Annotated in this window: 21 protein-coding genes; 5 read left to right on the forward strand and 16 right to left on the reverse strand. The window is 74.3% G+C overall.

Features of this window, described 5'->3' with window-relative positions:
- Window positions 1–3: 3 nt before the first annotated feature.
- Window positions 4–999, reverse strand: coding sequence for a pirin family protein (locus H8838_RS16705; protein ID WP_224766208.1), 996 nt, complete (start codon window positions 997–999; stop codon window positions 4–6).
- A gap of 148 nt (window positions 1,000–1,147) precedes the next feature.
- Between H8838_RS16705 and nemA the strand changes: the two genes are divergently transcribed.
- On the forward strand, window positions 1,148–2,260 hold the full coding sequence (gene nemA, locus H8838_RS16710; RefSeq protein ID WP_185994559.1) for an N-ethylmaleimide reductase: 1,113 nt from the start codon (window positions 1,148–1,150) through the stop codon (window positions 2,258–2,260).
- Here nemA and H8838_RS16715 read toward each other — a convergent pair.
- A complete protein-coding gene (locus H8838_RS16715; protein WP_219924541.1) occupies window positions 2,253–3,545 on the reverse strand; it encodes a multidrug effflux MFS transporter in 1,293 nt (430 codons plus the stop codon). The two genes, nemA and H8838_RS16715, sit on opposite strands and share 8 nt — an antisense overlap.
- 43 nt (window positions 3,546–3,588) lie before the next feature.
- Here H8838_RS16715 and H8838_RS16720 point away from each other — a divergent pair, with 43 nt between their 5' ends.
- Window positions 3,589–4,227, forward strand: a complete 639-nt coding sequence (locus tag H8838_RS16720; RefSeq protein ID WP_185994557.1) for a methyltransferase — start codon at window positions 3,589–3,591, stop codon at window positions 4,225–4,227.
- Between the two features lie 3 nt (window positions 4,228–4,230).
- On the opposite strand, the gene H8838_RS16725 is transcribed toward H8838_RS16720, so the two are convergent.
- Window positions 4,231–5,229, reverse strand: coding sequence for a 5'-3' exonuclease (locus H8838_RS16725; protein ID WP_185994556.1), 999 nt, complete (start codon window positions 5,227–5,229; stop codon window positions 4,231–4,233).
- Between the two features lie 59 nt (window positions 5,230–5,288).
- On the opposite strand from H8838_RS16725, the gene H8838_RS16730 reads away from it, so the two are divergent.
- Genes H8838_RS16730 through H8838_RS16740 form a run of 3 tightly spaced genes read left to right on the forward strand, consistent with a single transcriptional unit; the run spans window position 5,289 to window position 8,642 of the window.
- On the forward strand, window positions 5,289–6,086 hold the full coding sequence (locus H8838_RS16730) for a hypothetical protein (RefSeq protein WP_185994555.1): 798 nt from the start codon (window positions 5,289–5,291) through the stop codon (window positions 6,084–6,086).
- 58 nt (window positions 6,087–6,144) lie between these two features.
- A complete protein-coding gene (locus H8838_RS16735; protein WP_185994554.1) occupies window positions 6,145–7,983 on the forward strand; it encodes a class I SAM-dependent methyltransferase in 1,839 nt (612 codons plus the stop codon).
- The gene (locus tag H8838_RS16740; RefSeq protein WP_185994553.1) at window positions 7,980–8,642 is read left to right on the forward strand and encodes a histidine phosphatase family protein; all 663 of its coding nucleotides are present in this window, start codon (window positions 7,980–7,982) and stop codon (window positions 8,640–8,642) included. Before H8838_RS16735 ends, H8838_RS16740 begins: the two co-directional genes overlap by 4 nt.
- A gap of 17 nt (window positions 8,643–8,659) precedes the next feature.
- Here the strand turns inward: H8838_RS16740 and H8838_RS16745 are convergent, their stop codons facing one another.
- The 13 genes from H8838_RS16745 to H8838_RS16805 form a co-directional block, all read right to left on the reverse strand.
- Window positions 8,660–9,265, reverse strand: a complete 606-nt coding sequence (locus H8838_RS16745) for a response regulator transcription factor (protein ID WP_185994552.1) — start codon at window positions 9,263–9,265, stop codon at window positions 8,660–8,662.
- Window positions 9,262–10,422 (reverse strand): sensor histidine kinase, encoded by a 1,161-nt coding sequence (locus H8838_RS16750; protein WP_185994551.1) that lies wholly within the window; start codon window positions 10,420–10,422, stop codon window positions 9,262–9,264. The genes H8838_RS16745 and H8838_RS16750 overlap by 4 nt, the downstream gene beginning before the upstream one ends.
- The gene (locus H8838_RS16755; protein ID WP_181313061.1) at window positions 10,415–11,209 is read right to left on the reverse strand and encodes an ABC transporter permease; all 795 of its coding nucleotides are present in this window, start codon (window positions 11,207–11,209) and stop codon (window positions 10,415–10,417) included. The genes H8838_RS16750 and H8838_RS16755 overlap by 8 nt, the downstream gene beginning before the upstream one ends.
- Window positions 11,206–12,162: an ABC transporter ATP-binding protein gene (locus tag H8838_RS16760; RefSeq protein WP_185994550.1), complete on the reverse strand. Its 957-nt coding sequence runs from the start codon at window positions 12,160–12,162 to the stop codon at window positions 11,206–11,208. The genes H8838_RS16755 and H8838_RS16760 overlap by 4 nt, the downstream gene beginning before the upstream one ends.
- A 97-nt stretch (window positions 12,163–12,259) precedes the next feature.
- The gene (locus H8838_RS16765) at window positions 12,260–13,261 is read right to left on the reverse strand and encodes a carboxypeptidase-like regulatory domain-containing protein (protein ID WP_185994549.1); all 1,002 of its coding nucleotides are present in this window, start codon (window positions 13,259–13,261) and stop codon (window positions 12,260–12,262) included.
- 63 nt (window positions 13,262–13,324) lie between these two features.
- Window positions 13,325–14,665 carry an MFS transporter gene (locus H8838_RS16770; RefSeq protein ID WP_185994548.1) on the reverse strand — a complete coding sequence of 447 codons (1,341 nt, stop codon included), beginning with the start codon at window positions 14,663–14,665 and terminating at the stop codon, window positions 13,325–13,327.
- 50 nt (window positions 14,666–14,715) lie between these two features.
- The gene (locus H8838_RS16775; RefSeq protein ID WP_185994547.1) at window positions 14,716–16,338 is read right to left on the reverse strand and encodes a hypothetical protein; all 1,623 of its coding nucleotides are present in this window, start codon (window positions 16,336–16,338) and stop codon (window positions 14,716–14,718) included.
- A gap of 53 nt (window positions 16,339–16,391) precedes the next feature.
- Window positions 16,392–17,294: a 5-oxoprolinase subunit C family protein gene (locus H8838_RS16780; protein WP_185994546.1), complete on the reverse strand. Its 903-nt coding sequence runs from the start codon at window positions 17,292–17,294 to the stop codon at window positions 16,392–16,394.
- Window positions 17,291–17,896, reverse strand: coding sequence for a 5-oxoprolinase subunit B family protein (locus tag H8838_RS16785; RefSeq protein ID WP_185994545.1), 606 nt, complete (start codon window positions 17,894–17,896; stop codon window positions 17,291–17,293). The genes H8838_RS16780 and H8838_RS16785 overlap by 4 nt, the downstream gene beginning before the upstream one ends.
- A gap of 4 nt (window positions 17,897–17,900) precedes the next feature.
- Complete coding sequence (locus tag H8838_RS16790; protein ID WP_181313054.1) at window positions 17,901–18,677, reverse strand: LamB/YcsF family protein; 777 nt, start codon at window positions 18,675–18,677, stop codon at window positions 17,901–17,903.
- A gap of 10 nt (window positions 18,678–18,687) precedes the next feature.
- The gene (locus tag H8838_RS16795; RefSeq protein ID WP_181313053.1) at window positions 18,688–19,929 is read right to left on the reverse strand and encodes an NRAMP family divalent metal transporter; all 1,242 of its coding nucleotides are present in this window, start codon (window positions 19,927–19,929) and stop codon (window positions 18,688–18,690) included.
- Between the two features lie 76 nt (window positions 19,930–20,005).
- Window positions 20,006–20,662, reverse strand: a complete 657-nt coding sequence (locus H8838_RS16800; RefSeq protein ID WP_185994544.1) for a GntR family transcriptional regulator — start codon at window positions 20,660–20,662, stop codon at window positions 20,006–20,008.
- On the reverse strand, window positions 20,659–21,006 hold the full coding sequence (locus tag H8838_RS16805) for a winged helix-turn-helix transcriptional regulator (RefSeq protein ID WP_224766209.1): 348 nt from the start codon (window positions 21,004–21,006) through the stop codon (window positions 20,659–20,661). The genes H8838_RS16800 and H8838_RS16805 overlap by 4 nt, the downstream gene beginning before the upstream one ends.
- Between the last annotated feature and the right edge of the window lie 42 nt (window positions 21,007–21,048).

Genomic DNA, 21,048 nt, shown 5'->3' on the forward strand with positions numbered 1-21,048 from the left:
GGGTCAGCGGCGCCGCTTGAGCCGGGCGTTCGGCAGGGTCGGTGCCGGCAGGGGCGGCAGGTGCTGGCCGGGGACGACGCCGTACCGGCCCGGCAGCACCTGCGTGCCGTCGGTGACCAGCTCGTCGTCGCGGAAGAGCTGGGCCTGCCACTGGTCGCGGGCCTCGACGATCTCCTCGTGGGTGCGGCCCACGAAGTTCCACCACATCATGATCTCCTCGCCGAACGGCGGACCGCCGATCAGCACCATCCGCGCCTCCTCGGAGCACTCCACGCGCAGCCGGTCGCGCCCGGGGCTGAGGTAGAGCAGCTCCCCCGGCTCGACCTCCTGCCCCTCGACGCTGGCCCGGCCGACGTCGAGCAGGAACCCGTGCTCGAAGGCGGGGTCGACGTCGACCTCCAGGCCGTGCCCGTCGGCCAGCATCAGCTCGGCGCCCACCAGCGGCGAGTGGGTGCGCACCGGCGAGGTGTCGCCCAGCAGCGAGCCGAGGAAGACCCGGGCCTCCCAGCCCGGCCCCCGGACCGGCCGCGGCGCGTAGTGCTCGAACCGCGGCTCGACGTCGCGCGAACCCTCGGGCAGCGCGAGCCAGAGCTGGACGCCGTGCAGGACCGGTGAGTCCGGGAGGGAGACCTCGGAGTGGCTGATCCCGCGCCCCGCCGTCATCAGGTTGAACTCGCCGGGCACCACCCGCGCGTGCGCCCCGGTGGAGTCGCGGTGCTCGATCTCCCCGGTGAAGAGCCAGCTCACGGTCGCCAGCCCGGTGTGCGGGTGGGCGGGCACCCGCATCCCCCCGGTCACGGCGACGTCGTCGGGACCGTAGTGGTCCAGGAAGCACCAGGCGCCGATCAGCGAGCGGTGCCGCTGCGGCAGCGTACGACGCACCCGCATGCCGCGGGGTCCGCCCAGGGGGACCTCCCGGGGTGGCAGCACCTCGAGGCCGACGTCGGGGACGCCCGGGTGGATCGCCTGTTCGCGCGGGCGCGGGTCAGGGTTGGTCACCGGTCCTCCTCCCCGAGCTGCGTCCGTGCGTCCCACCATCCTGCCGCGCAGGGCCAACGTATCCCGCGGGCGTCGGCGCGCTGAGACGCCGGGACGCCGCGACACGCCTCCGCGGAATAGCTGCGCGGCCGCGTGCTGTTCGGCCGTCATGACCTCCGAGGCCACTCCCGACCGTTCCGTCCTGCTCGAGCCCCTCGCCCTGGGTGCGGTCAAGGCCCGCAACCGGGTCTTCATGGCCCCGCTCACCCGGATGCGCGCCGAGCAGCCCGGCGACGTGGTCGGCGACCTGCACGTGCAGTACTACCGGCAGCGCGCCGGGGCCGGCCTGGTGATCAGCGAGGGCACCCAGATCTCCGCCGAGGGCAAGGGGTACGCCGACACCCCCGGCGTCCACACCTCCGCCCAGGTGGCCGCCTGGCGCCGGGTCACCGACGCGGTGCACGCCGCCGGCGGCGTGATCGCCGCGCAGCTGTGGCACACCGGCCGGGTCAACCACGAGTCGCTGCACGACGGGGCGCTGCCGGTCTCGGCGTCCGCGCTGCCGGCGAAGGTCCGCACCAGCCTCAAGGACGAGCAGGGCCGCGTCGTGCGCGCCGACGCCCCGGTGCCCCGGGCCCTGGAGACCGAGGAGCTGCCCCGCGTGGTGGAGGACTACCGGACGGCGACCGCCCGGGCTCGCGAGGCCGGCTTCGACCTGGTCGAGATCCACGCCGCCCACGGCTACCTGCTCCACCAGTTCCTCTCCCCGACCACCAACGCCCGCACCGATGCCTACGGCGGCTCCGTGGAGAACCGCGCCCGGCTGCTGCTGGAGGTCGTCGACGCCTGCGTGGCCGAGGTGGGTCCGGGCCGGGTGGCCGTGCGGATCTCCCCGATCGGCCGGTTCAACGGCATGGAGGACCCGGACGGGGCCACCGACGGCCTGTACGTGGCCCGGGAGCTGGCCGCCCGCGACCTCGCCTTCCTGCACCTCTCCGAGCCCGACTGGGCCGGCGGACCCGCGCTGGACGACGAGTGGCGGCGCGAGCTGCGCGCGGCGTACCCCGGCGTGATCGTGGGTGCCGGCGCCTACGACGCCGAGAAGGCGGTCCGGCTGATCGAGGCCGGGCTGATCGACGCCGCGGCGTTCGGCCGCGACTTCATCGCCAACCCCGACCTGCCCACCCGCCTGGCCACCGACGCCCCGCTGAACGAGCAGCGGCCGGAGACCTTCTACGGCGGCGGCGCCGAGGGCTACACGGACTACCCGGCCCTCACATGAGGTCGGTCGGCTCCAGCTCCTCGGGGTGCTGCGGGGACCTGGTGTCCCGGTCCTCCACGGCGCAGTGCCAGCTCCAGCAGAGCTGGCCGAGGGTGACCATCACCAGCGCGGTGACCGCGAAGCCGAGCGCCGAGACCGCGATCAGCGGGGTGACCAGCGCCGCGACGGTGGCGTTGAGCATCAGGGTGAGGAACGAGGAGCCGGAGACCACGGCCCCGCGGCGCTCGGGGAACAGGTCGAGCAGCATCAGCTGCAGCGTCGGGTAGGACATCCCGTTGCCCAGCGCCAGCAGGCTCGGTCCGACGATCGCCCAGGGCAGGTCCGTGGCCCACGGGCTGACCGAGAGGCCCACCCCGACCAGCGCGCCGCCGACCGAGACGGTGAAGCCGGCGCTGACCAGCCGGCGGCCGCTGATCCGGCCGGCGGCCCGGCCGGAGATCCAGGAGCCGACCACCATGGAGCCGATCATCGGCACGAAGAAGACCCAGAAGTCGAGCTCGCCCAGCCCGAGCAGGTCGACCACGAAGAGCGCGGCGCCCCCGATGTAGAGGAACTGGGCCGCGAAGGCGAACGTCGCCGCCCAGGCCACCCGGTGGAACCCGGCGTGCCGGGCCACGTCGACCAGCCCGCCGAGCACGCTGGCCGGGCGCAGCGGCACCCGTCGCTCCACGGGGTGGCTCTCGGGCAGGACCAGCACGGTGGCGGTCACCAGCACCACGCCGAGCACGGCCATGAACGCGAAGACCAGCGGCCAGGGACCCAGCTGGAGCACGGCGCCGCCGATCACCGGGGCGATCGCCGGGGCGAGGCCGAAGATCATCGCCACCCGGCTCATCAGCACCTGCGCCTGGGCGCCCTCGAAGAGGTCGCGGATCACCGTGCGGCTCACGATGGTGGCGCCGCCGGCGCTGAGCCCCTGGAGCACCCGGAAGACGAGCAGCACGGTCAGGTCCGGGGAGAACGCCGCCCCGATCGAGGCGAGCACGTAGACGGCCAGCGACCCGATGATCACCGGCTTGCGGCCCACGGCGTCCGAGAGCGGTCCGTGGAAGATGCTCATCACCGCGAACGCCGCCATGTAGGCGGTCACCACCAGCTGCATCTGCGCCGAGCCGACGGAGAACTCCTCGCGCATCTGGGTGAACGCCGGGAACGGGGTGTCGATGCTGAACGGTCCGATCATCGACAGCATCGCCAGCACCACCGGGATCACCACCAGGGCGCGTCGTCCGTGCGGGTCCAGCGCCGGGCGCGGCGAGTGCTCGTCGTGGGTCAGTTCGGTCACCGCACGAGTATGCGCTGGGTCGGGGTTGACATGATCAGCGGTCATGGAGACACCGAGCGAGGCAGCGCAGGCGCAGACGCAGACGCGGGAGTCGGTCGTCGGCGGCCTGCGCATCTCGTGGGACCCCCGGGTGCTCGAGCCGCGTCCCTGGACCGCCGCCCAGGCGCAGTGGCTGGCCGACCTGTCGCTGGGTGCTCCCGAGGGGCCGGCACTCGAGCTGTGCAGCGGTGCCGGGCACATCGGGCTGCTGCTGGCCCAGCTCACCGGGCGGAGCCTGGTGATGGTCGACGCCAACCCGGTCGCCTGCGACTTTGCCCGGACCAACGCCGAGCGGGCCGGGCTGGCCCCGGAGGTCCGCAACGAGCTGATGAGCGAGGCGCTGGCCGACGACGAGCGGTTCGCGGTGATCCTGGCCGACCCGCCGTGGGTCCCCCGGCCCGAGATCGACCGCTTCCCCGAGGACCCGGCGCTGGCCATCGACGGCGGCCCGACCGGTCTCGACCTCGCGGTCGAGTGCCTCACCCTGGTCGACCGGCACCTGGCCGACGGCGGCCACGCCGTGCTCCAGCTCGGCACCGCCGAGCAGGTCGAGGAGCTGCTGGCCGCGCACCCGCCCACCCGGGTGGCCTGCGAGGAGGTCCGCCGCTTCGAGCGCGGCGTCCTGGTGCACCTGGCCGGCTGAGGCTCAGCCGGCCGCCGAGGCGGGCGGCTCGGTGAGCACCCTCAGCGCCAGCGCGGTGGTCGACTCCACCCCCAGGTGGCCCACCACCCGGGAGACGCGCAGCGGGTCGAGCGGGAGCAGCCCCGGGGTGCCCGGCACGTCGGGGGTGAGCCCGAGGTCCAGGTCGGTGCGTCCGCTCATCAGGGACAGGTTGAACGCGTAGCGCTCCCGGGCGCCGTCGGCGGTGAGCCGGCGCAGCAGGCCGGCGCCGATCCGCCGCTCCCCGTGCTCGGCGCTCCACGAGTCCAGGGTGGCGACCAGGTGCTGTCCGGCGCAGTGGTCGATGTCGGCCCAGACGGCCTGCATCGAGCCCATCTCGCGCAGCAGCACCGGCACGGTCTTCTCCCCCAGCCCCGTCACCCCGGGCAGGTTGTCGCTGGAGTCGCCCCGCAGCGCGGCGAACTCCAGGTACTGCGCCGGCGAGACGCCGTACATGGCGTGCAGGGCCCGGGGGGTGAGCAGCGGTGAGGCGGCCATCCCGCCGTTGATCAGCCGGAGCACGCGGGTGTGGTCGCTGATGTGGGCGAAGGAGTCGCGGTCGGAGGTGACCAGCACGCAGTCCCAGTCGTGGGTCTGGGCCCAGGTCGCGGCGGAGGCGTTGACGTCGTCGGCCTCGAGGCCGGGCGGGGTGAGGGTGGCCAGCCCGAGCGCGTCGAGCAGCGCCCCGGCCCGCTCCAGCTGCTCGACCAGTGCCGGGTGCTTCTCCGCGCGGCCCGCCTTGTAGGCGGGGTAGAGCTCCTCGCGCACCGAGCTGGTCCGGTCGTCGAGCCCGAAGATCACCGCGTCCGGGGCGAACATGTCGATCGCCTCGAGGATCTGGCGCAGCATCCCGTGCAGCGCCCACGCGGGACGGCCGTTCCGGTCGCGGAGGTCGGAGTGGGCCCGCGCGTGGTGGTGCCGGTGCAGCAGGGAGGGCGCGTCGACCGCGAGCAGCAGCTGGCGAGGACGGTCCGGGGCGGGCACCGGGCCATCCTGCCCGACGCCTGCCCGAGGCCGCGCAACCCCGCGGCTACCGTGGTCCCGTGAGCGCACCGACCCCGGAGTCCCTGCCCCTCGCCGCCACCAGCCCCTGGGCCCGTCTGGTGGACGACGCCTCGGGCCGGCCGCGCGGTCCGGAGAGCGGGCTGGTCGGCACCGTCGTGGTCCGCGACACCGACCTGCCCGGCGTCCGTGATCTGCACGTGCCGCTCACCGTGGTGCTGAGCGGCGGCGCCGGACAGCTCGCCGGACCCCTCGGCCTCGCCGCGCGCACCGGGTTGCGGGTGGCCGCGGTGGAGATCACCCTGCGCGACCTCGACGACCTGCCCGGCAACGCCCGCCGGGTGCTGGCCGCCGCCGACGCCGCCCGCGACCAGGGCGTGCTCGACGACGAGACCACCCTGTACGTCGAGCTCCCCGGCCACCTCGGCCCGGGCTGGCTGCGGGCCGCGGACGAGCTGGCCGCCGCCGAGCTCCGGTTGACCCTGCGGACCGAGACCGCCGACGCGGACGGGCTGGCCGCCCGGATCGACGCCGCGCTGGACCGGGAGACACCCTTCCGGTGCACCGGGGACCTGGACCGGGCCGTGCGCCACCAGGACCGGCACGGCTTCGCCAACGTGCTGCTGGCGACGCGGCGCGCCTTCGACGGCGCCGACCGGGAGTCGGTGGTGGCGACGCTGGCCGAGCGGGACCCGGACGTGCTGGTCGAGGCGCTGAGGGGCGAGGAGCTCCTGGCCGGCGCCCGGCGCTGGTTCACCTCGTTCACCTCCTCCGAGCCGGAGCGACCACTGGCTGAGCTGCGCGTTCTCGGGCTGGTCGCGGAGGACGGTCCTCGCTAGGGTCGTGCGATCCGCCTCGGCCGCGCCCGTCGCGCCGGGACCCAGACAGGACACCCTCATGCGCCCACACCCCCTGCGCCGCACCCTCCGCGCGCTCGTGCTCGCCCAGGCCGGAGGGGTGGTGCTCAACGGCGTGCGGCTGCGGGCCCGCGCCGCCGGGCTCGCCACCCTGGCGCAGGACGCCTCCGGGACGGAGGCACCCGAGGGCTGGGTGGTGCTGGCCGCCGAGGGGGTGACGCCCTCGCCGCGGACCCTGGCCGCGGCGACCGCCTGGGCCGACCGGGAGACGCTCGACGCCGTCGACCTGGTGCCCGGCGACCTGCCCGCCGAGCGGGTCCTGGACCTGCTGCGCCAGGTCGACACCCGGGCCTTCCGCCGCGACCCGTTGCGCGAGGGCCACACGGCCGGCCACGCGCTGCTTGTGCGCGCCGACCTGGCGGCCCGCGCCGACCTGCCCGACGGGCCGCTGCCGGCGTACCGGCTGCTCGAGGTGGCCCGCCAGGTGAAGCGGTACGCCCCGCGCGGCACCGACTTCGTCCTCGCCCCGCTCGAACGCGCCGTCGCGCTCGACCCCGGCCAGCAGCTCACCCTGCTGCGCGCCGTGCTGGACCGCTACGCCACCGGCCGCCAGGTGGGCGACGCCGCCAGCCTTGCCCTGCTCGGCGCCGGGCTCGCGGCGGCGCCGGCGGCCGCGCTGCCGGCGCTGGTCGCCCACCAGCTCCAGCCCCGGGTGGTGGGGCACGGGCGCACTCCCGGCCGGGCCGGCCGCTGGCTGCACGAGGTACGCCGCCAGGCGGGGCTGCTGCGCGCCGCGGCGCCGCCCGCGCCGACGGTCCGCCGCTCCGACGAGCTGCGCCCGGCGTACCTCAAGGAGCTCGAGCAGGGCACCGACCGGTTCTTCGAGCCCCGCGTCGACTCCTGCCGCTGGTGCGGCTCGCCGGACCTGGTGCGGCGGCTCACCTCTCCCGACCTGATCCAGCACAAGCCGGGGCGCTTCACCCTCGAGGAGTGCACGACCTGCGGCCACGTCTTCCAGAACCCGCGGCTCAGCCCCGACGGCCTGGACTTCTACTACCGCGACTTCTACGACGGGTTCGCCGGCGAGGAGATGGAGAAGGTCTTCGCCTCCTCCGACGAGGAGTACGCCGGCCGGGTGGCCATGGTCTCCGCGCACGCCGAGGCGCCCCGGCGCTGGCTGGACGTGGGCAGCGGGCACGCGCACTTCTGCCTGGTCGCCAAGGAGTCGTTCCCGCAGACCTCCTTCGAGGGCGTCGAGCAGAGCCGGTCGATCGACGACGCGGCCCAGCGCGGGTGGGTCGACCGGGCACACCGCGGCTTCTTCCCCGACGTCGCGCCCCAGATGGCCGGCGAGTTCGACGTGGTCAGCATGCTGCACTACCTCGAGCACACCCGGGAGCCGCTGGCCGAGCTCGACGCCGCCGCCACCGCGCTGACCCCGGGCGGGCTGCTGATGGTCGAGGTGCCCGACCCCGAGGCCCGCTCCGCCCGGACGCTGGGCGCCTACTGGATGCCCTGGCTGCAGCCTCAGCACCAGCACTTCCTTTCCCTCGACCGGCTCGAGCAGGCCCTGCAGCAGCGGGGCTTCACCGTGCTGGACCGGCACCGCGAGCCCTCCTCCCCGGGCCTGGACGTGCTGCCGGCGGTCTGGCTCGCCGCCGGGCGGCTGGTGCCGCGGCCGTGGATGCCCTGGCTCCCGCGGCCCACCCCCGTGCAGCGCGCGGCCCGGGTGGCGGTGTGCCTGCTCGCGGTGCCCGTCGCCGTCCTCGCCTCGGTGGTCGCCTCCGCAGGTGCCGCGCTCGACCGGAGCGACCGCAGCCGTCGCCCGGGCAACGCGTTCCGGGTGCTGGCCCGCTACGACGTACCGTCGGGGTCATGAGGCTCCTGCTCCTGCGTCACGGTCAGACCCACGGCAACGTGGCCGGTGCGCTGGACACCGGCGTGCCCGGCCTCGACCTCACCGACCTGGGCCGGGCCCAGGCCCGGGCCGCCGCCCGCGCCCTGGACGGGACCGGGGTGGAGGGGGTCTTCGTCTCCCGGCTCGTCCGCACGGTGCAGACCTCCGACCCGCTCGTCGAGGCGGCCGGCCTGCCGCGCGCCCAGCTGCCGGGGCTGCACGAGATCGCCGCCGGCGCCTACGAGATGGCCACCGACCACGACTCGGTGCACGGCTACCTGAGCACCGTCCAGCACTGGGTGCACGGCGAGCTCGACGTGCGGATGCCCGGCGGCGAGTCGGGGACCGAGTTCCTCGAGCGCTACGACGCCGACGTCGAGCGGGTCGTGGCCAGCGGCGCCGAGACCGCCCTGGTGGTCAGCCACGGAGCGGCGATCCGGACCTGGGTCGCCTCCCGGGTCCCCGACGTCGCCGGTCGCCCGGAGGCGGTGAGCCCGCTGCACAACACCGGGCTGATCGCCGTCGAGGGGCACCCGACCAGGGGCTGGCGGCTGGTGGAGTGGCACGCCGACCCGATCGGCGGGCACCTTCTCGAGGACGAGTCGGCGCCCGACCCCACCGGGGAGCCGGTCGAGGAGTAGCCCTCAGGGCGTCGGGGCTAGATCCAGCCCATCCGCCTCGCCGTCGCCACGGCCTCGTGCCGGTTGGCCGCGCCGAGCTTCGCGGCGGCGCTGGAGAGGTAGTTGCGCACGGTGCCTGCGGACAGGTGCACCCGGCGGGCGATCTCCTCGACCGGCGCGGCGTCCGCGGCCGCCTCCAGCACGTCGGCCTCCCGCGGCGTCAGCGGCGAGTCCCCGGCCGCGATCGCCTCCGCGGCCAGCTCGGGGTCGACGTACCGGCCGCCGGCGTGCACGGTCCGCACCACCGAGGCCAGCGTCGCCGCGGAGGTGGTCTTCGGCAGGAAGCCGCGGACCCCGACGGCCAGGGCCCGCTTGAGGTAGCCGGGACGTCCGTGGCTGGTCACGATCAGGCAGGCGCACCCGGGTGCGACCGCGGCGAGCCTCTCGGCCACCTCGATCCCGTCCAGGGCCGGCATCTGCAGGTCGAGGACGGCCACGTCGGGCCGGTGCTCCCCCACCGCGGCGAGGGCCTCGGCGCCGGTCGCGGCCTCGGCCACCACCTCCAGGTCGTCCTCGAGGTCGAGCATCTGCGCGAGCGCGCTGCGGATCAGGTTCTCGTCGTCGGCCAGCAGCACCCGGATCATGTCGCCTCCACCTCCGCCAGCCGCAGCCGGACCACGAACTCGTCCCCGTCCGCCCCGTGCTCCCAGCCGGCACCGAGCTCGGCCGCGTCGGCGGCCAGGCTACGCAGCCCGCTCCCGTCGCCCGCCGTCGCCCGGGACACGTCCACGCCGTCGTTGCGCACCTCGACCGTGCCGCCGGTGTAGGTGATCGTGACCCGGCTGGCCTCGGAGTGGCGAAGCACGTTGGTGACCGCCTCGCGCACCAGCCGCGCCACCGGGGCGTGCCAGCGCTCGGGGAGGCCGTCGAGGTCCGCGTGCGCCTCGATGCCCGCCGAGCGCAGCAGCGAGACCGCACCCTGGAGCTCCTGCCCCAGGTCGAGGGGGCGGTAGCCGCGGGCCAGCTCGCGGGCCTCGCGCATCGCCTCGTGGGCCGTGCTGCGCACCTGGCGGACCAGCGGAGCGGCGCGCTCGTCGCCGCGCTCGGCCAGCGTCGCGGCCAGCTCGGCCTGGACCGCGATGGTCGCGAGGTGCCGCCCCATCACGTCGTGCACGTCGCGGGAGAACCGCAGCCGCTCCTCGGCCACCGCCAGGTCGGCCTGGGTGCGCCGGGCCCGGTCGAGCTCGGTGACCACGCCGAGCAGCCACAGGGAGCTCTGCACGGTGAAGGCGAAGAAGCCGGCGAGGAAGACGCCGTACAACGCCATCGCCGCACTGCCGGCGGCCGCGGCCACCACCAGCGCCCCGGCCAGCAGCACCACCGCCTGGACCCGGCGGTCCCGCACCCCGCCGAACGCGAAGCCCAGCGTGCCCACCACCACCAGGGCCGGCCCGACGGCCTGCTCGGCGGGCAGGCTCAGCACCCAGGCAACCACGGGGAAGGTGAGCACGACCAGCAGGACGACCGGCTGCCGCGGTGGCGCCTCCCCGGCGGGGTAGCGCAGGACCGTCTCATGCATCAGCCAGGCCCCGGCCAGGCCGGGGAGCAGCGCGGCGAGCGCGGCGACGGCGACCTGGCCGGTCGTGGTCAGCTCCCCCATCGTGGCCAGGGTCCCCATCACGAGCAGGAACCAGTAGACGAGGTGGAGCGAGCCCCGGGTGTAGAGGTCGACCAGCTGGACGTCGGTCCGCCCGCCCCACCGCGGGAGTCGCGGGAGGCGGGCGTGCAGGGAGTCAGCCACGCGGCTCCCACCGCATCGACCGGGCGGCGAGCACCAGCGCGAACGCGGTCCAGGCGAGCAGGATGCCGAGCGCCGGCGCGACCTCCACCCAGCTCTGCCAGAAGCCGACGGTGGCCTCGTCCGAGCCGCGCTCCAGGCCGAACCAGGCGGAGCGGACCAGGTCGTTGACCGCCGCGCCCGGGAGGTACTCCAGGAACGCGGCCACCCGCTCGGGCACCGCCGGGGCCATGAAGCCGGCGAGCGCGATGATCATCACCGGGCCGCTGGTCAGCTGGGCCGCCTCGGCGGTCTTGGTCCACGCGGCGGTCCACAGCGCCAGGGCGGCGAACGTGACCCCGGCCAGCAGCACGCCGAGGGCGAGCAGCAGCGGGTTGAGCGGCAGGTCGAAGCCGGCCACCGCGGCGATCGGCACGGTCAGCACCAGCACCGCCAGGACGATCGCCAGACCGGGCAGCGCCATCGAGACGACCAGCTCCGGGTCCCGGGTCTCGCCGGTGCGGAGCCGCTTGAGCACCAGCTCGTCGCGGCGGGTGACGAACATGGAGAGCAGGTTGTAGTAGCCCGGGAAGAGCAGGGCCATCAGCAGGGCGATCCCCAGCGTCGCGGTCCCGGCCATCGGGTCGGGATCGGTCACGGTGAAGAGCAGGGCGAGCGGGACGATCGGCACCGCGAACGCGTAGAGCATCGTCGTCCGGTTCCGGACCATCAGCGTCCAGTTGAACCGGGCCAGGCCGAGGGTCCGGGACAGCGCCGTGGTCTGGCGGGTCGTCGAGGCGGTGGTGCTCATCGGAGGGCTCCTTCGCGGTCGGCGGCCAGCGCGAGGAAGACCGACTCCAGGGTGGCGGTACGGGCGTCGAGCAGCTCGAGCTCGACCCGGGCGTCCCGGGCGGTCAGCAGCAGCTCGGTCAGGGCCGGCTGCAGGTCCGCGGCGCGGAGCACGGTCCGGTCGCCGTCGCGGGACACCTCCGCCCCGGCGGGCCAGGCCAGCGGCACGGCGGGCGTGCGGAAGGAGATCTCCGAGGGGTGCCCGGCGACGATCTCGGCCAGCGTCCCGGCGCGGACGATCTCGCCGTCGCGCATGATCGAGACGTCGTCGGCCAGGGTCTCGGCCTCCTCCAGGTAGTGCGTGGTCAGCAGCACGGTGGCGCCCTGGTCGCGCAGGCCCCGGACGAGCTCCCAGACGGCCCGGCGGCTCTCGGGGTCGAGCCCGGTGGTCGGCTCGTCGAGCATCACCAGCTCCGGGCCGCCGGCCAGCGTGCAGGCCAGGTCGACGCGGCGGTGCTCGCCGCCGGAGAGCGCCCGCATCCGGGTGTCGGCGTGCCGGGTCAGGTCCAGCATCTCCAGGGACTCCTCCACCGGACGGGCGCCGCTCACGGTGCTCGACCACATGGTCAGCGTCTCCCGGACGGTCAGGTCCCCGACGAAGCCGCTGCGCTGCAGCAGCACGCCCGTACGCCGGCGCACCTCGCCCCGGTCGGCGACCGGGTCCAGCCCGAGCACCCGGACCTCGCCGGCACTGGCCGGGGCGAGGCCCTCGATCACCTCGAGCGCGGAGGTCTTGCCCGCGCCGTTGACGCCGAGGAGGGCGTGGATGCTGCCGGCGGGCACGGTCAGGTCGATGCCCCGGACGGCGTCGAAGGCGTCGTCGCCGGTGCCGTAGGTACGACGGAGGCCGCGCACCTCCAGGGCCGGGGTCCCGGTGGGCTCAGCGAGGCTGCGCCCCGCGCTGGTCTGTGTCATGGGTCAACCTTCTCAACCCCCTCGGGCGCCCACCAGTGCGGCCGATCACCGCGAGACCGGAAGGTGTCACGGGTGGCCCATGACATTCCTCATGAGGTCAGCGGCGCACCCGGGCCCGGGCGGTGAGGACCACCTTCGCCCGCTGGTGGCCGGCGGCGCGGGCCACCACCGTGACCTTGACCCGCTTGCCGGCCATCGAACGCGTCAGCCGGAGCGACGGCGTGCCGGCCCGACGTACCTTGGCCCCGCCCACGGACCACCGGTAGCTCACCTTCGCGGCGCTCGGCGCCGGCCGCAGGCCGCGGATCTTGAGCACCTTGCCCACCCGGGGCTTGCCCGCCAGGCGCGGCTTGCCGAGGGTGACCTGGGGCTTCGGCACCGGCTCCGTCGAGGGCACCGTCACCGGGGCGGTGCCGAGGTCGAAGTCGATCCCGGTCAGGGTGCCGTCGGAGGCCACGACCAGGTCCACGGCGTCGTCGACGCGGGTGACGTTGTCGTAGTACTCCACCGGGTAGGTCTCCCCGACCGGGAACACGCCCACCCGGTAGGTGCCGGCGGGGAAGCCGCTGGCCATGTACTCCCCGGACGGCTCGACGAAGGCGTAGTCGACCTGCTGCCAGGGTGCCTGCCCCGGGCTGGACGTCCGGGCGAAGACCCGGACGAAGGAGCTCGTCAGCACGCCGCCTGCGGGCAGGACCACCCGGCCGGCGATCGCCGCGCCCCGGTCGAGCACGACGTCGAGCCACTGCTCGACGCCCTCGGTCAGGGTCACCTGCTGGTGCTGGACCAGGTGGTCGATCTGCTCCAGCTCGACCCGGTAGGTCCCGGCCGGGATGCCGGTCACGCTGTACTGGCCGAAGTAGTCGGTGGTCGCCTGAGCGATCGTGTCCCAGCGCCCGGCTCCGGGCTTCTGGACGCGGACCGAGGTGTGCGTGGACGGCACCCGGCCGTCCTCCCCCACCACCCGGCCGGTCAGCGTCGCGCCGACGGCCGCCGAGGCGGGCGCGAGCGTGGCCGACCCGGCGAGCGTCAGCCCGGTCAGCGTCAGCAGCGCGGCGAGCGAGGTGGACAGAAGTCGTCGGACGACCGTGTTGAGCATGCTTCCCCCAGGCTGTTCTGCGACCGTCACCGCGACAGCCGAGCCGCAGGCTAGCGGAGTTCCTCAGATTCCGTCGTCGGCCAGGCCGGGGCGCACCCAGGGCCGTCCGGCGCGCATCTGCTCGACCGCACCCGGGTGCACCCGGCGCAGGTGGGCCACCGCGCGCCGGCGGTAGCGCACCACCTGGACGGCACCCAGGACCCAGAAGACGTACTGGGTGGCCATCGCGAGCCGGAAGTCCCCGAGGTCGTAGGCGCCCATCCCGCCAGGCTCGCTCAGGTCGAGCACCACGCCGATCGCGGCCATCGTGAGCAGCGAGGCGACGAAGCCGCCCACGTTGACGATGCCGTTGGCGCGGCCGAGCGCCTGGGCCGGGGTGAAGGTCCGGGCCAGGTCGAAGCCGATCATCGACGCCGGCCCGCCGCTGGCGGTGGCGAAGGCCGTCACCACCAGCAGCCAGGTCGGGGACGGCTCGGAGCGGAGCAGCACCGCCGCCCACGCGAGCGCCATCGCGGCGACGATGCCGAGCACGATCCAGGAACGGTAGAACGGCCACCGCGCGACGGCCGCGCCGAGCACCAGGCCGCTGAGCACCACCCAGGCGATCATCACCATCATCAGGGTGCCGGCCGCCACCTCCGACCAGCCCTGGCCACGGACCAGGAACGGGAACCCCCACAGCAGGGCGAAGACCGTGCCGGAGAACTGGGCGACGAAGTGGGTCCACATGCCCAGCCGGGTGCCCGGGTTGCCCCACACGGTGCGCACCGAGCGGGCCAGGGCCCGCAGCTTGACCCGCACCACCTCGTCGGTGCGGTACGGCGAGTCCTTCACCACCAGGGCCACCACGACCAGCAGCACCACGCCCACGCTGGAGGCGGCGCCGAAGGTGCCGGTCCAGCCGAGGTGCTCGAGCAGCAGGGTGAGCGGGGCGGCGGCGACGATCGAGCCGAGCTGCCCGCCCCACCCGGTGACCTGGGTGACCATCGGCGCCTGGCGGACCAGGAACCAGGCGGCGACCAGCCGGATCACGCTGACGAAGACCATCGCGTCCCCGGCGCCGAGCACGGCGCGGGCCAGCACCCCGACGCCGAAGGAGGTGGAGAAGGCGAAGACCAGCTGACCGGCGGTCATCAGCACCAGCCCCGCCAGCAGCAGCGCGCGGGAGCCGAACCGGTCCAGCAGGACGCCCACCGGCACCTGCATGCCCGCGTAGACCACCAGCTGGAGCACGGTGAAGAAGGCGAGCTGGGTGGCGTTGATCCCGAACCGCTCCGAGGCGAGCAGGCCGGCGACCCCGAGCGAGCTGCGGTGGAAGACGGCCAGCACGTAGACGGCCATCGCGGCCAGCCAGATCCCCCACGCCCGGCGGCCGCCGATGTCGTGGACCTGGGTACGGGACATGCGGCGAGTCTGCCGCACCCCCGGACCCAGGTCCTCGGCGCTCCCCCGGCTCAGGACGTCCTGGCGACCACGTGCACGAGCCGGCGCGTCTGGTCGACGATGGCGTTGCGCCACTGGTCGAACAGGTCGTCGCTGGGCGCGAAGTCGGAGCGGAAGTGCTGCATGTCGGGGGTGTGGATGTGGCCGGCCGGGATCTTCAGCCCCAGCCGGTCGCGGAGCAGGGTGTTGCGGTAGGCGGACTCGTTGGACAGGTAGGTGCCGCCGGCGCCGGAGAAGGCGCAGGAGCCGGCCGGCGGCGGCGTCGGCTCGGCCGTCGGCGGGTAGGTCACCTGCCGCTGGTCCACGGCCACGGTGGCCGCGTCGGTGCAGCGCGGGAAGTAGGAGTAGTTGGTGTTCCAGACCACACCGAAGGCCACCGAGGGGTCGGGCCAGGTGGACCCCTCAGGGCGAGGCACCGAGGCACCGGTGTCCGCGTTGATCATCCGGCCGATCGGCAGGGACGCGCTGGTCCACTGCGGCGGGTCGTGGAGGGTGCGACCGCCGCCCCAGCGCTTGACGACCCGGGTGTTGCACTCGGGGTTGTCGACCGCCAGCTGGAGGCGGTCGCCGACGCGCTGGCAGCCGGCGTACCGGTCGTTGCCCAGCGAGAGACCGTGGTAGCGGCTGTTCCACTGCTCCAGGTTGAACTGCGAGCCGCCGGCCTGGGAGACGGTGATCGAGGCGTCCAGCCGCCGCTTGCCCGGGCGCATGAACGGGCCGACGGTGTCCTCGAGGTAGCCCCGCTCGAACTCGGGATAGCTGACCGGCAGGGTGTAGGCCTCGATCGAGGTGACCTTGCCACCCTTGGCGCGGTGCCGGGTGCCGTCGAGGGCGAGCGCGGTCGCGCCGGAGGGGTTGCCGTGGCGGATGTTGTTGCCGACCGTGCCCGCCGCGGGCCCGGTGGTGCCGCCGTCGAGGGTGTAGGGATCGAACCCGCTGACGAGGGTCCGCTTGACCTTCTTACCGACCGGGAAGTCGATGTCCAGCATCCCGCGGGCCGCCTTGTCGAAGGCGTCGACCAGGTCGGCGCGCTTCCGGCCGCCGAGCCGGAACCCCGGGTCCCACTGCCGCAGCACGGCCTTGGCCTCCGTGCGCACCCAGTACAGCGGCCGGTCGTCGCTGGCCGGCAGTCGGCCCCGCACCTTCCCCTTCTCCTGGGCGCGGGCCACGGCCCGGTCCCAGAGCGCCCCACCGCGCTTCTCGACGTACGCCGTGGCGTCCTCGAGGCTGTCGGCGCGGCACAGTCCGGTGGCGAAGCTGCGGGTCCAGCCCCCGAACCCGCCGCCCTCGACCATCGTGCGGGCCCAGGTGCGGGCCGCGGGCCGGCTGGGGTCCCAGGCGGCGGGGAGCACGGCGGTCAGCCGGGTCTCCTCCGGGGTGACCCGCCGGTCCCGGTCGGTGCATCCGGCCGGGGCGAACCCGGCGACCAGCCGGGAGAGCTCGCGGGTGGGCTTGACGAGGGCGGTGACCGCGGAGTCGTCCGCCGCTCTGGTCGCGGTGGACACCGCGACTGGCGGGGCGGAGGCGGCGGTGGCGGCGGGGAGGAGGGTGAGCGCCAGGACTCCGGCGCCGATCCCGGCGCCGGTACGACGCAGGTGGGTCCTGGCCCGAGCGGGCAGACGTGCGTGCAGCATGGGTGTGTTCCTTACGTGGGGTGGAGTGTCTCCGAGCAGAGGGACTCGCGTGGCTACGTGTCGGTGACCACCCCCGTGACCACCCCCGTGACCACCCCCGTGACCGCTGCCGACCGGGAGGCGCTGAAGGCCACCTCCTGGCCGGGTCGCAGCTGGGCGCACCGGTCGACGTCCTCGTCCTCGACGTAGCCGATGACCGGGTAGCCCCCGGTCACCGGGTGGTCGGCGAGGAAGAGCACCGGCAGACCCGAGGGCGGCACCTGGATCGCGCCGCGCAGCATCCCCTCGCTGCTCAGCTCCCCCTCGCGGGTGCGGGACAGGGGCTCGCCGACCAGCCGCACGCCGACCCGGTTGGACTCCGGGTCGACCGTGTAGGTCTGCGACAGGAGCAGGGCCCACGCCTCGTCGTCGAACCAGTCGCGTCGCGGACCCGGGCGTACCGGCAGCACCATCCGCTCCCCGGTCGGCTCCGGCACCGGCGCGACGTCGACGTTGGGCAGCGGCCGGTCCGTGGTGCCGACCGGCAGGACGTCGCCCGCCTGGGGCACCTTGGGGCCCAGCCCCGCGAGCACGTCGGTGGCCCGGCTGCCGAGCACCGGGTCGACGTCGATCCCGCCGCGGAACGCCACGTAGGTCCGCAGGCCGGCGGCGGGCATCCCCAGGGCGAGGGTCTCGCCCGCGGGCAGCAGGAACGGGGACAGGTGCGGGAACCGGCCGGAGCACCTGGCCCCCGAGGTGGCGACCATGACGTCGGTGTCGGTGGTCACCTCGAGCCCTCCGAAGGTCACCTCCAAGGTCGCCAGCGTCGGGTGGTTGCCGACCAGCGCGTTGGCCAGCCGGTGGGCGCCACGGTCGCAGGCGCCGGAGCGGCCGATGCCGAGTGCTGCCTGGCCCGGTCGGCCGAAGTCCTGCACGGTGGTCAGGGGGCCGGGCTCCACCACGGTCAGGGCGGTCATCGGGCCTCCACGAACCGGACCGGCGAACCCGGCACCAGCAGGGCCGGGGGGTCACGGTCGGGGTCGAAGACGTCGACCTCCGCGTGGCCGACGAGCTGCCAGCCGCCCGGCGACTCGCGTGGGTAGACCCCGGTGAACTCGCCGGCGAGCCCCAGCGAGCGGGCCGGCACCTTGGTCCGGGGGCTGGAGCGACGCGGCACGTCCCAGTCGAACCGGGAGCCGGTCAGGTAGCCGAACCCGGGCGCGAACCCGCAGAAGGCGACCGTCCACTCCTCCTCGGCGTGCCGGCGCACCAGCTCCTCGGGAGTGCAGCCGAGCAGGTGCGCGGCGTCGGAGAGGTCCTCGCCGTCGTAGCGCACCGGGATCTCCACCGGTTCTCCGCCGACCCCGGCGTGCTCGGCCGGCTCGACCTGCCGCAGCCGCGCGGCCAGCGGGGCCAGCTCCGTGCCGCGGTCGGCGACCACCAGGATGGTGCGGCCGGCGGGGACCAGGTCGAGGACCGGCAGGTCGGCCTCCTGCAGCGCGGCGTACCGAGCGAGCACCTCCTCCAAGGAGTCCAGCTCCAGCAGCAGGCCTCGGCTCCCGCTCGGCAGGATCCGCATCGGCTCAGGAGGCCGGGGCGAACGGGGCGAGCCGGACCCCCGCCTGCTCGAGCCCGGCACGCACCTGCTGGGCGATCGCGACCGCGCCCGGGGTGTCGCCGTGCACGCAGATCGAGTCGGCGCGCAGGGTGAGCGGGTCGCCGTTGACGTCCTCGATCGGCTCCCCCGCCGCCATCGCCACGCAGCGGCGGGCGATGGCGCCCGGGTCGTGCAGCACCGAGCCCGGCTGCTTGCGCGAGACCAGGTGCCCCTCGGGGGTGTAGGCGCGGTCGGCGAACGCCTCGTGGGCGGTACGCAACCCGGCCGCCTCCGCCTGCCGCAGCACCTCGGAGCCGGGGAGCCCGAGCAGCACCAGCGAGTCGTCGTACGCCTTGACCGCCGCGACCACGGCGGCCGCCTGGACCTCGTGGGTGACGATGGTGTTGTAGAGGGCACCGTGCGGCTTGACGTAGGTCACCCGCTGCCCGGCCGTGCGGGCCAGCCCGTCCAGCGCGCCGATCTGGTAGACCACCTCGTCGGTCAGCGTCTCGGCGTCCATGTCGATGAAGCGGCGGCCGAAGCCCATCTGGTCGCGGTAGGCGACGTGCGCGCCGATCGCCACGCCGCCGCTGCCGGCCTGCCGGGCGACCCGGCGCATGATCGACGGATCGCCGGCGTGGAAGCCGCAGGCCACGTTGGCGCTGGTGACGACGGAGAGCAACGCCTCGTCGTCCCCCATCGCCCAGCTGCCCAGGCCCTCGCCCAGGTCGGAGTTGAGATCGACGGTCGTGGAGCTGGTCATGCGGGCCTCCTCAGCCGGTGACGAGCTCGATCGCGGGACGGATCGAGTTGAACGCCAGGTAGATGGTGACCAGCCAGGCGGCGGTGCCGATCCCGGCGAGCCACTTCGGGTAGTGGTAGCCGTGCAGCAGGTCGCGGCGACGCCAGGCGACCCACATCATCACCCCGATGCCCACCGGCAGCAGGATGCCGTTGAAGGCGCCGGCGAAGACCAGCAGCTGCGCCGGGGCGGCGCCGATGATCAGGAACAGCGCGACCGAGACCACGATGAACCCGACCACCAGCAGGTTGGTGGTGCGCGGCGGTGTGCGCCGCGAGGTGAGGAAGGTGATGGTCGTGTACGAGACGCCGATGACGCTGGTCAGGGCCGCGGCCGAGAAGACCACCCCGAACATCCGGTAGCCGACGTCGCCGGCCGCAGCCTGGAACGCGCTGGCCGCCTGGCTGTCGGGGTCCAGCGCCGTCCCCGAGCTGACCACCCCGAGGATCGCCAGGAAGAGGACGACGCGCATGACGCCGGTGACCACGATGCCGGTGATCGCACTGCGGTTGAGCTCGCCGACCCGCTCCTGGCCCGTCACGCCGGCGTCGATGAGGCGGTGCGCCCCCGCGTAGATGATGTAGCCGCCGATGGTCCCGCCGATCAGCGTGGTGATCGCCAGCGCGCTGAACTCGTCGGGCACCACCGTGTTCTTCAGGGCGTCCCCGACCGGTGGCCCGGAGGTGAGCGCGACATAGAGGGTCAGCAGGATCATCACCGCGCCGAGCAGCACCACGATCCGGTCCATCGCGACCCCGGCCCGCTTGGAGAGGAAGATGCCGACGGCCACGACCGACAGGATCACGGCGCCGATCTCTGCGTCCAGGTCGGTCATGATGTTCACGCCGAGCCCGGCCCCGCTGACGTTCCCGATGTTGAAGACGAGGCCGCCGGCCAGCAGCAGCCCCGCCATCAGGTAGCCGAGCCCGGGGAGGGTCGCGTTGCCCAGCTCCTGGGCGCGCATCCCGGAGACCCCGATGACCCGCCACACGTTGGTCTGGATGGCGATGTCGACCAGGATCGAGATGAGGATCGCGAAGGCGAACGCCGCGCCCAGCTCGACGGTGAAGTTGGCGGTCTGGGTGATGAACCCCGGGCCGATGGACGAGGTGGCCATCAGGAAGATGGCGCCGAGCAGGGTGCCCCTGCTGGTGGGACCGAGCGACTTGCCCTGGTCCTCGGCGGCTACACCGGGTGAGCTCTCTCCTGCCATGACCACGCCTTCCGAGAATGGTGGACCGGATCGCCGAGCCCGATCGTGGTGCTCGAACCTAGCGATTGTTGAACAATCAGTCCAGGGTCGGTGCGCGATCCGCGAACGCTGCGAGGATCGCGCGCTCGGAGTCGGCGAGGTAGCGGTCGAGGTAGTCGGCCGCCTGCTCGAACCTGTCCGCGGCCATCAGGTCGACGAGGCTGCTGTTGCGCTCCACGAACGGCTCGAAGAACCGCTGCGGGTCCCGGCTGACCGCAAAGACCAGGCGCAGCTCGGCGGCCAGCCGCCGCATGGTCAGGTCGAGCCGCGGGCTCCCGGCCAGCGCGACCAGCGCCCGGTGGAAGCGCATGTTGGCGGTGCCGACCTCCACCCAGTCCCCGTGCCCGGCCGCGGTCCGGGCGGCCCCCACCAGCTCCGCGAGGGCCCCGAGCCGGTGCCGGTCGTCGGGCTGCAACGAGCGGACGACGGCGGTCTCGATGATCCGGCGTACCCGGTAGACGTCCCGGACGTCGGCGGCCGTCACCGGGGCGACGAAGACGCCGCGGTTGAACTCGTGCACCAGCAGCCCGTCGTGCGCGAGCAGCCGGAACGCCTCGCGGACGGTGTTGCGGGAGACCTGGAGCTCACCGGCCACCCAGGCCTCGGAGACCTTCGCCTCGGGGGCGAGCCGCCCCTCGGTGATCCACTCGCTGAGCTGTTCGCTCACCACCCCAGCGGCATACCCCTGCCTCATGCGCCCCAGCGCAGGTGATAGGCCACCAGCGGTTGCATCGCCGCCAGCAGGTCACGGCCACGGGGGGTGAGCCGGTAGCGCACCGAGACCGGCGTCGTCGCGATCACCTCACGCTCGACGAGGCCGTGTTCCTCCAGCTCGCGCAGCCGCGCGGTGAGCAGCCGCGCGGAGAGACCGTCGACCGCCGCCAGGACCTCCCCGAACCGCGACGCGCCGCGGCCGAGCGCGAGCATGATCGCGCCGGTCCAGCGCCGGCCGACGAACTCCAGGCCCGTCGTGGCCTCGCGGCAGGTGGTGTCGTCGATCAAGGCCTGGTGGTGGGGCGGCGAGCTCCTGGTGGTCACTTACTCACAGTAACTCGCTTACGCCTGGTTGTGAACGCCCGC

It is taken from the genome of Nocardioides campestrisoli (assembly GCF_013624435.2).
Taxonomy (GTDB): domain Bacteria; phylum Actinomycetota; class Actinomycetes; order Propionibacteriales; family Nocardioidaceae; genus Nocardioides; species Nocardioides campestrisoli.

Excerpts from the sequence above, each read along its gene's own strand:
- nemA (WP_185994559.1), top strand. The coding sequence starts at position 1,148 with ATGACCTCCGAGGCCACTCCCGACCGTTCCGTCCTGCTCGAGCCCCTC.
- H8838_RS16720 (WP_185994557.1), top strand. The coding sequence starts at position 3,589 with ATGGAGACACCGAGCGAGGCAGCGCAGGCGCAGACGCAGACGCGGGAG.
- H8838_RS16735 (WP_185994554.1), top strand. The coding sequence starts at position 6,145 with ATGCGCCCACACCCCCTGCGCCGCACCCTCCGCGCGCTCGTGCTCGCC.
- H8838_RS16740 (WP_185994553.1), top strand. The coding sequence starts at position 7,980 with ATGAGGCTCCTGCTCCTGCGTCACGGTCAGACCCACGGCAACGTGGCC.
- H8838_RS16745 (WP_185994552.1), bottom strand. The coding sequence starts at position 9,265 with ATGATCCGGGTGCTGCTGGCCGACGACGAGAACCTGATCCGCAGCGCG.
- H8838_RS16755 (WP_181313061.1), bottom strand. The coding sequence starts at position 11,209 with ATGAGCACCACCGCCTCGACGACCCGCCAGACCACGGCGCTGTCCCGG.
- H8838_RS16760 (WP_185994550.1), bottom strand. The coding sequence starts at position 12,162 with ATGACACAGACCAGCGCGGGGCGCAGCCTCGCTGAGCCCACCGGGACC.
- H8838_RS16765 (WP_185994549.1), bottom strand. The coding sequence starts at position 13,261 with ATGCTCAACACGGTCGTCCGACGACTTCTGTCCACCTCGCTCGCCGCG.
- H8838_RS16770 (WP_185994548.1), bottom strand. The coding sequence starts at position 14,665 with ATGTCCCGTACCCAGGTCCACGACATCGGCGGCCGCCGGGCGTGGGGG.
- H8838_RS16775 (WP_185994547.1), bottom strand. The coding sequence starts at position 16,338 with ATGCTGCACGCACGTCTGCCCGCTCGGGCCAGGACCCACCTGCGTCGT.
- H8838_RS16780 (WP_185994546.1), bottom strand. The coding sequence starts at position 17,294 with ATGACCGCCCTGACCGTGGTGGAGCCCGGCCCCCTGACCACCGTGCAG.
- H8838_RS16785 (WP_185994545.1), bottom strand. The coding sequence starts at position 17,896 with ATGCGGATCCTGCCGAGCGGGAGCCGAGGCCTGCTGCTGGAGCTGGAC.
- H8838_RS16790 (WP_181313054.1), bottom strand. The coding sequence starts at position 18,677 with ATGACCAGCTCCACGACCGTCGATCTCAACTCCGACCTGGGCGAGGGC.
- H8838_RS16795 (WP_181313053.1), bottom strand. The coding sequence starts at position 19,929 with ATGGCAGGAGAGAGCTCACCCGGTGTAGCCGCCGAGGACCAGGGCAAG.
- H8838_RS16800 (WP_185994544.1), bottom strand. The coding sequence starts at position 20,662 with ATGAGGCAGGGGTATGCCGCTGGGGTGGTGAGCGAACAGCTCAGCGAG.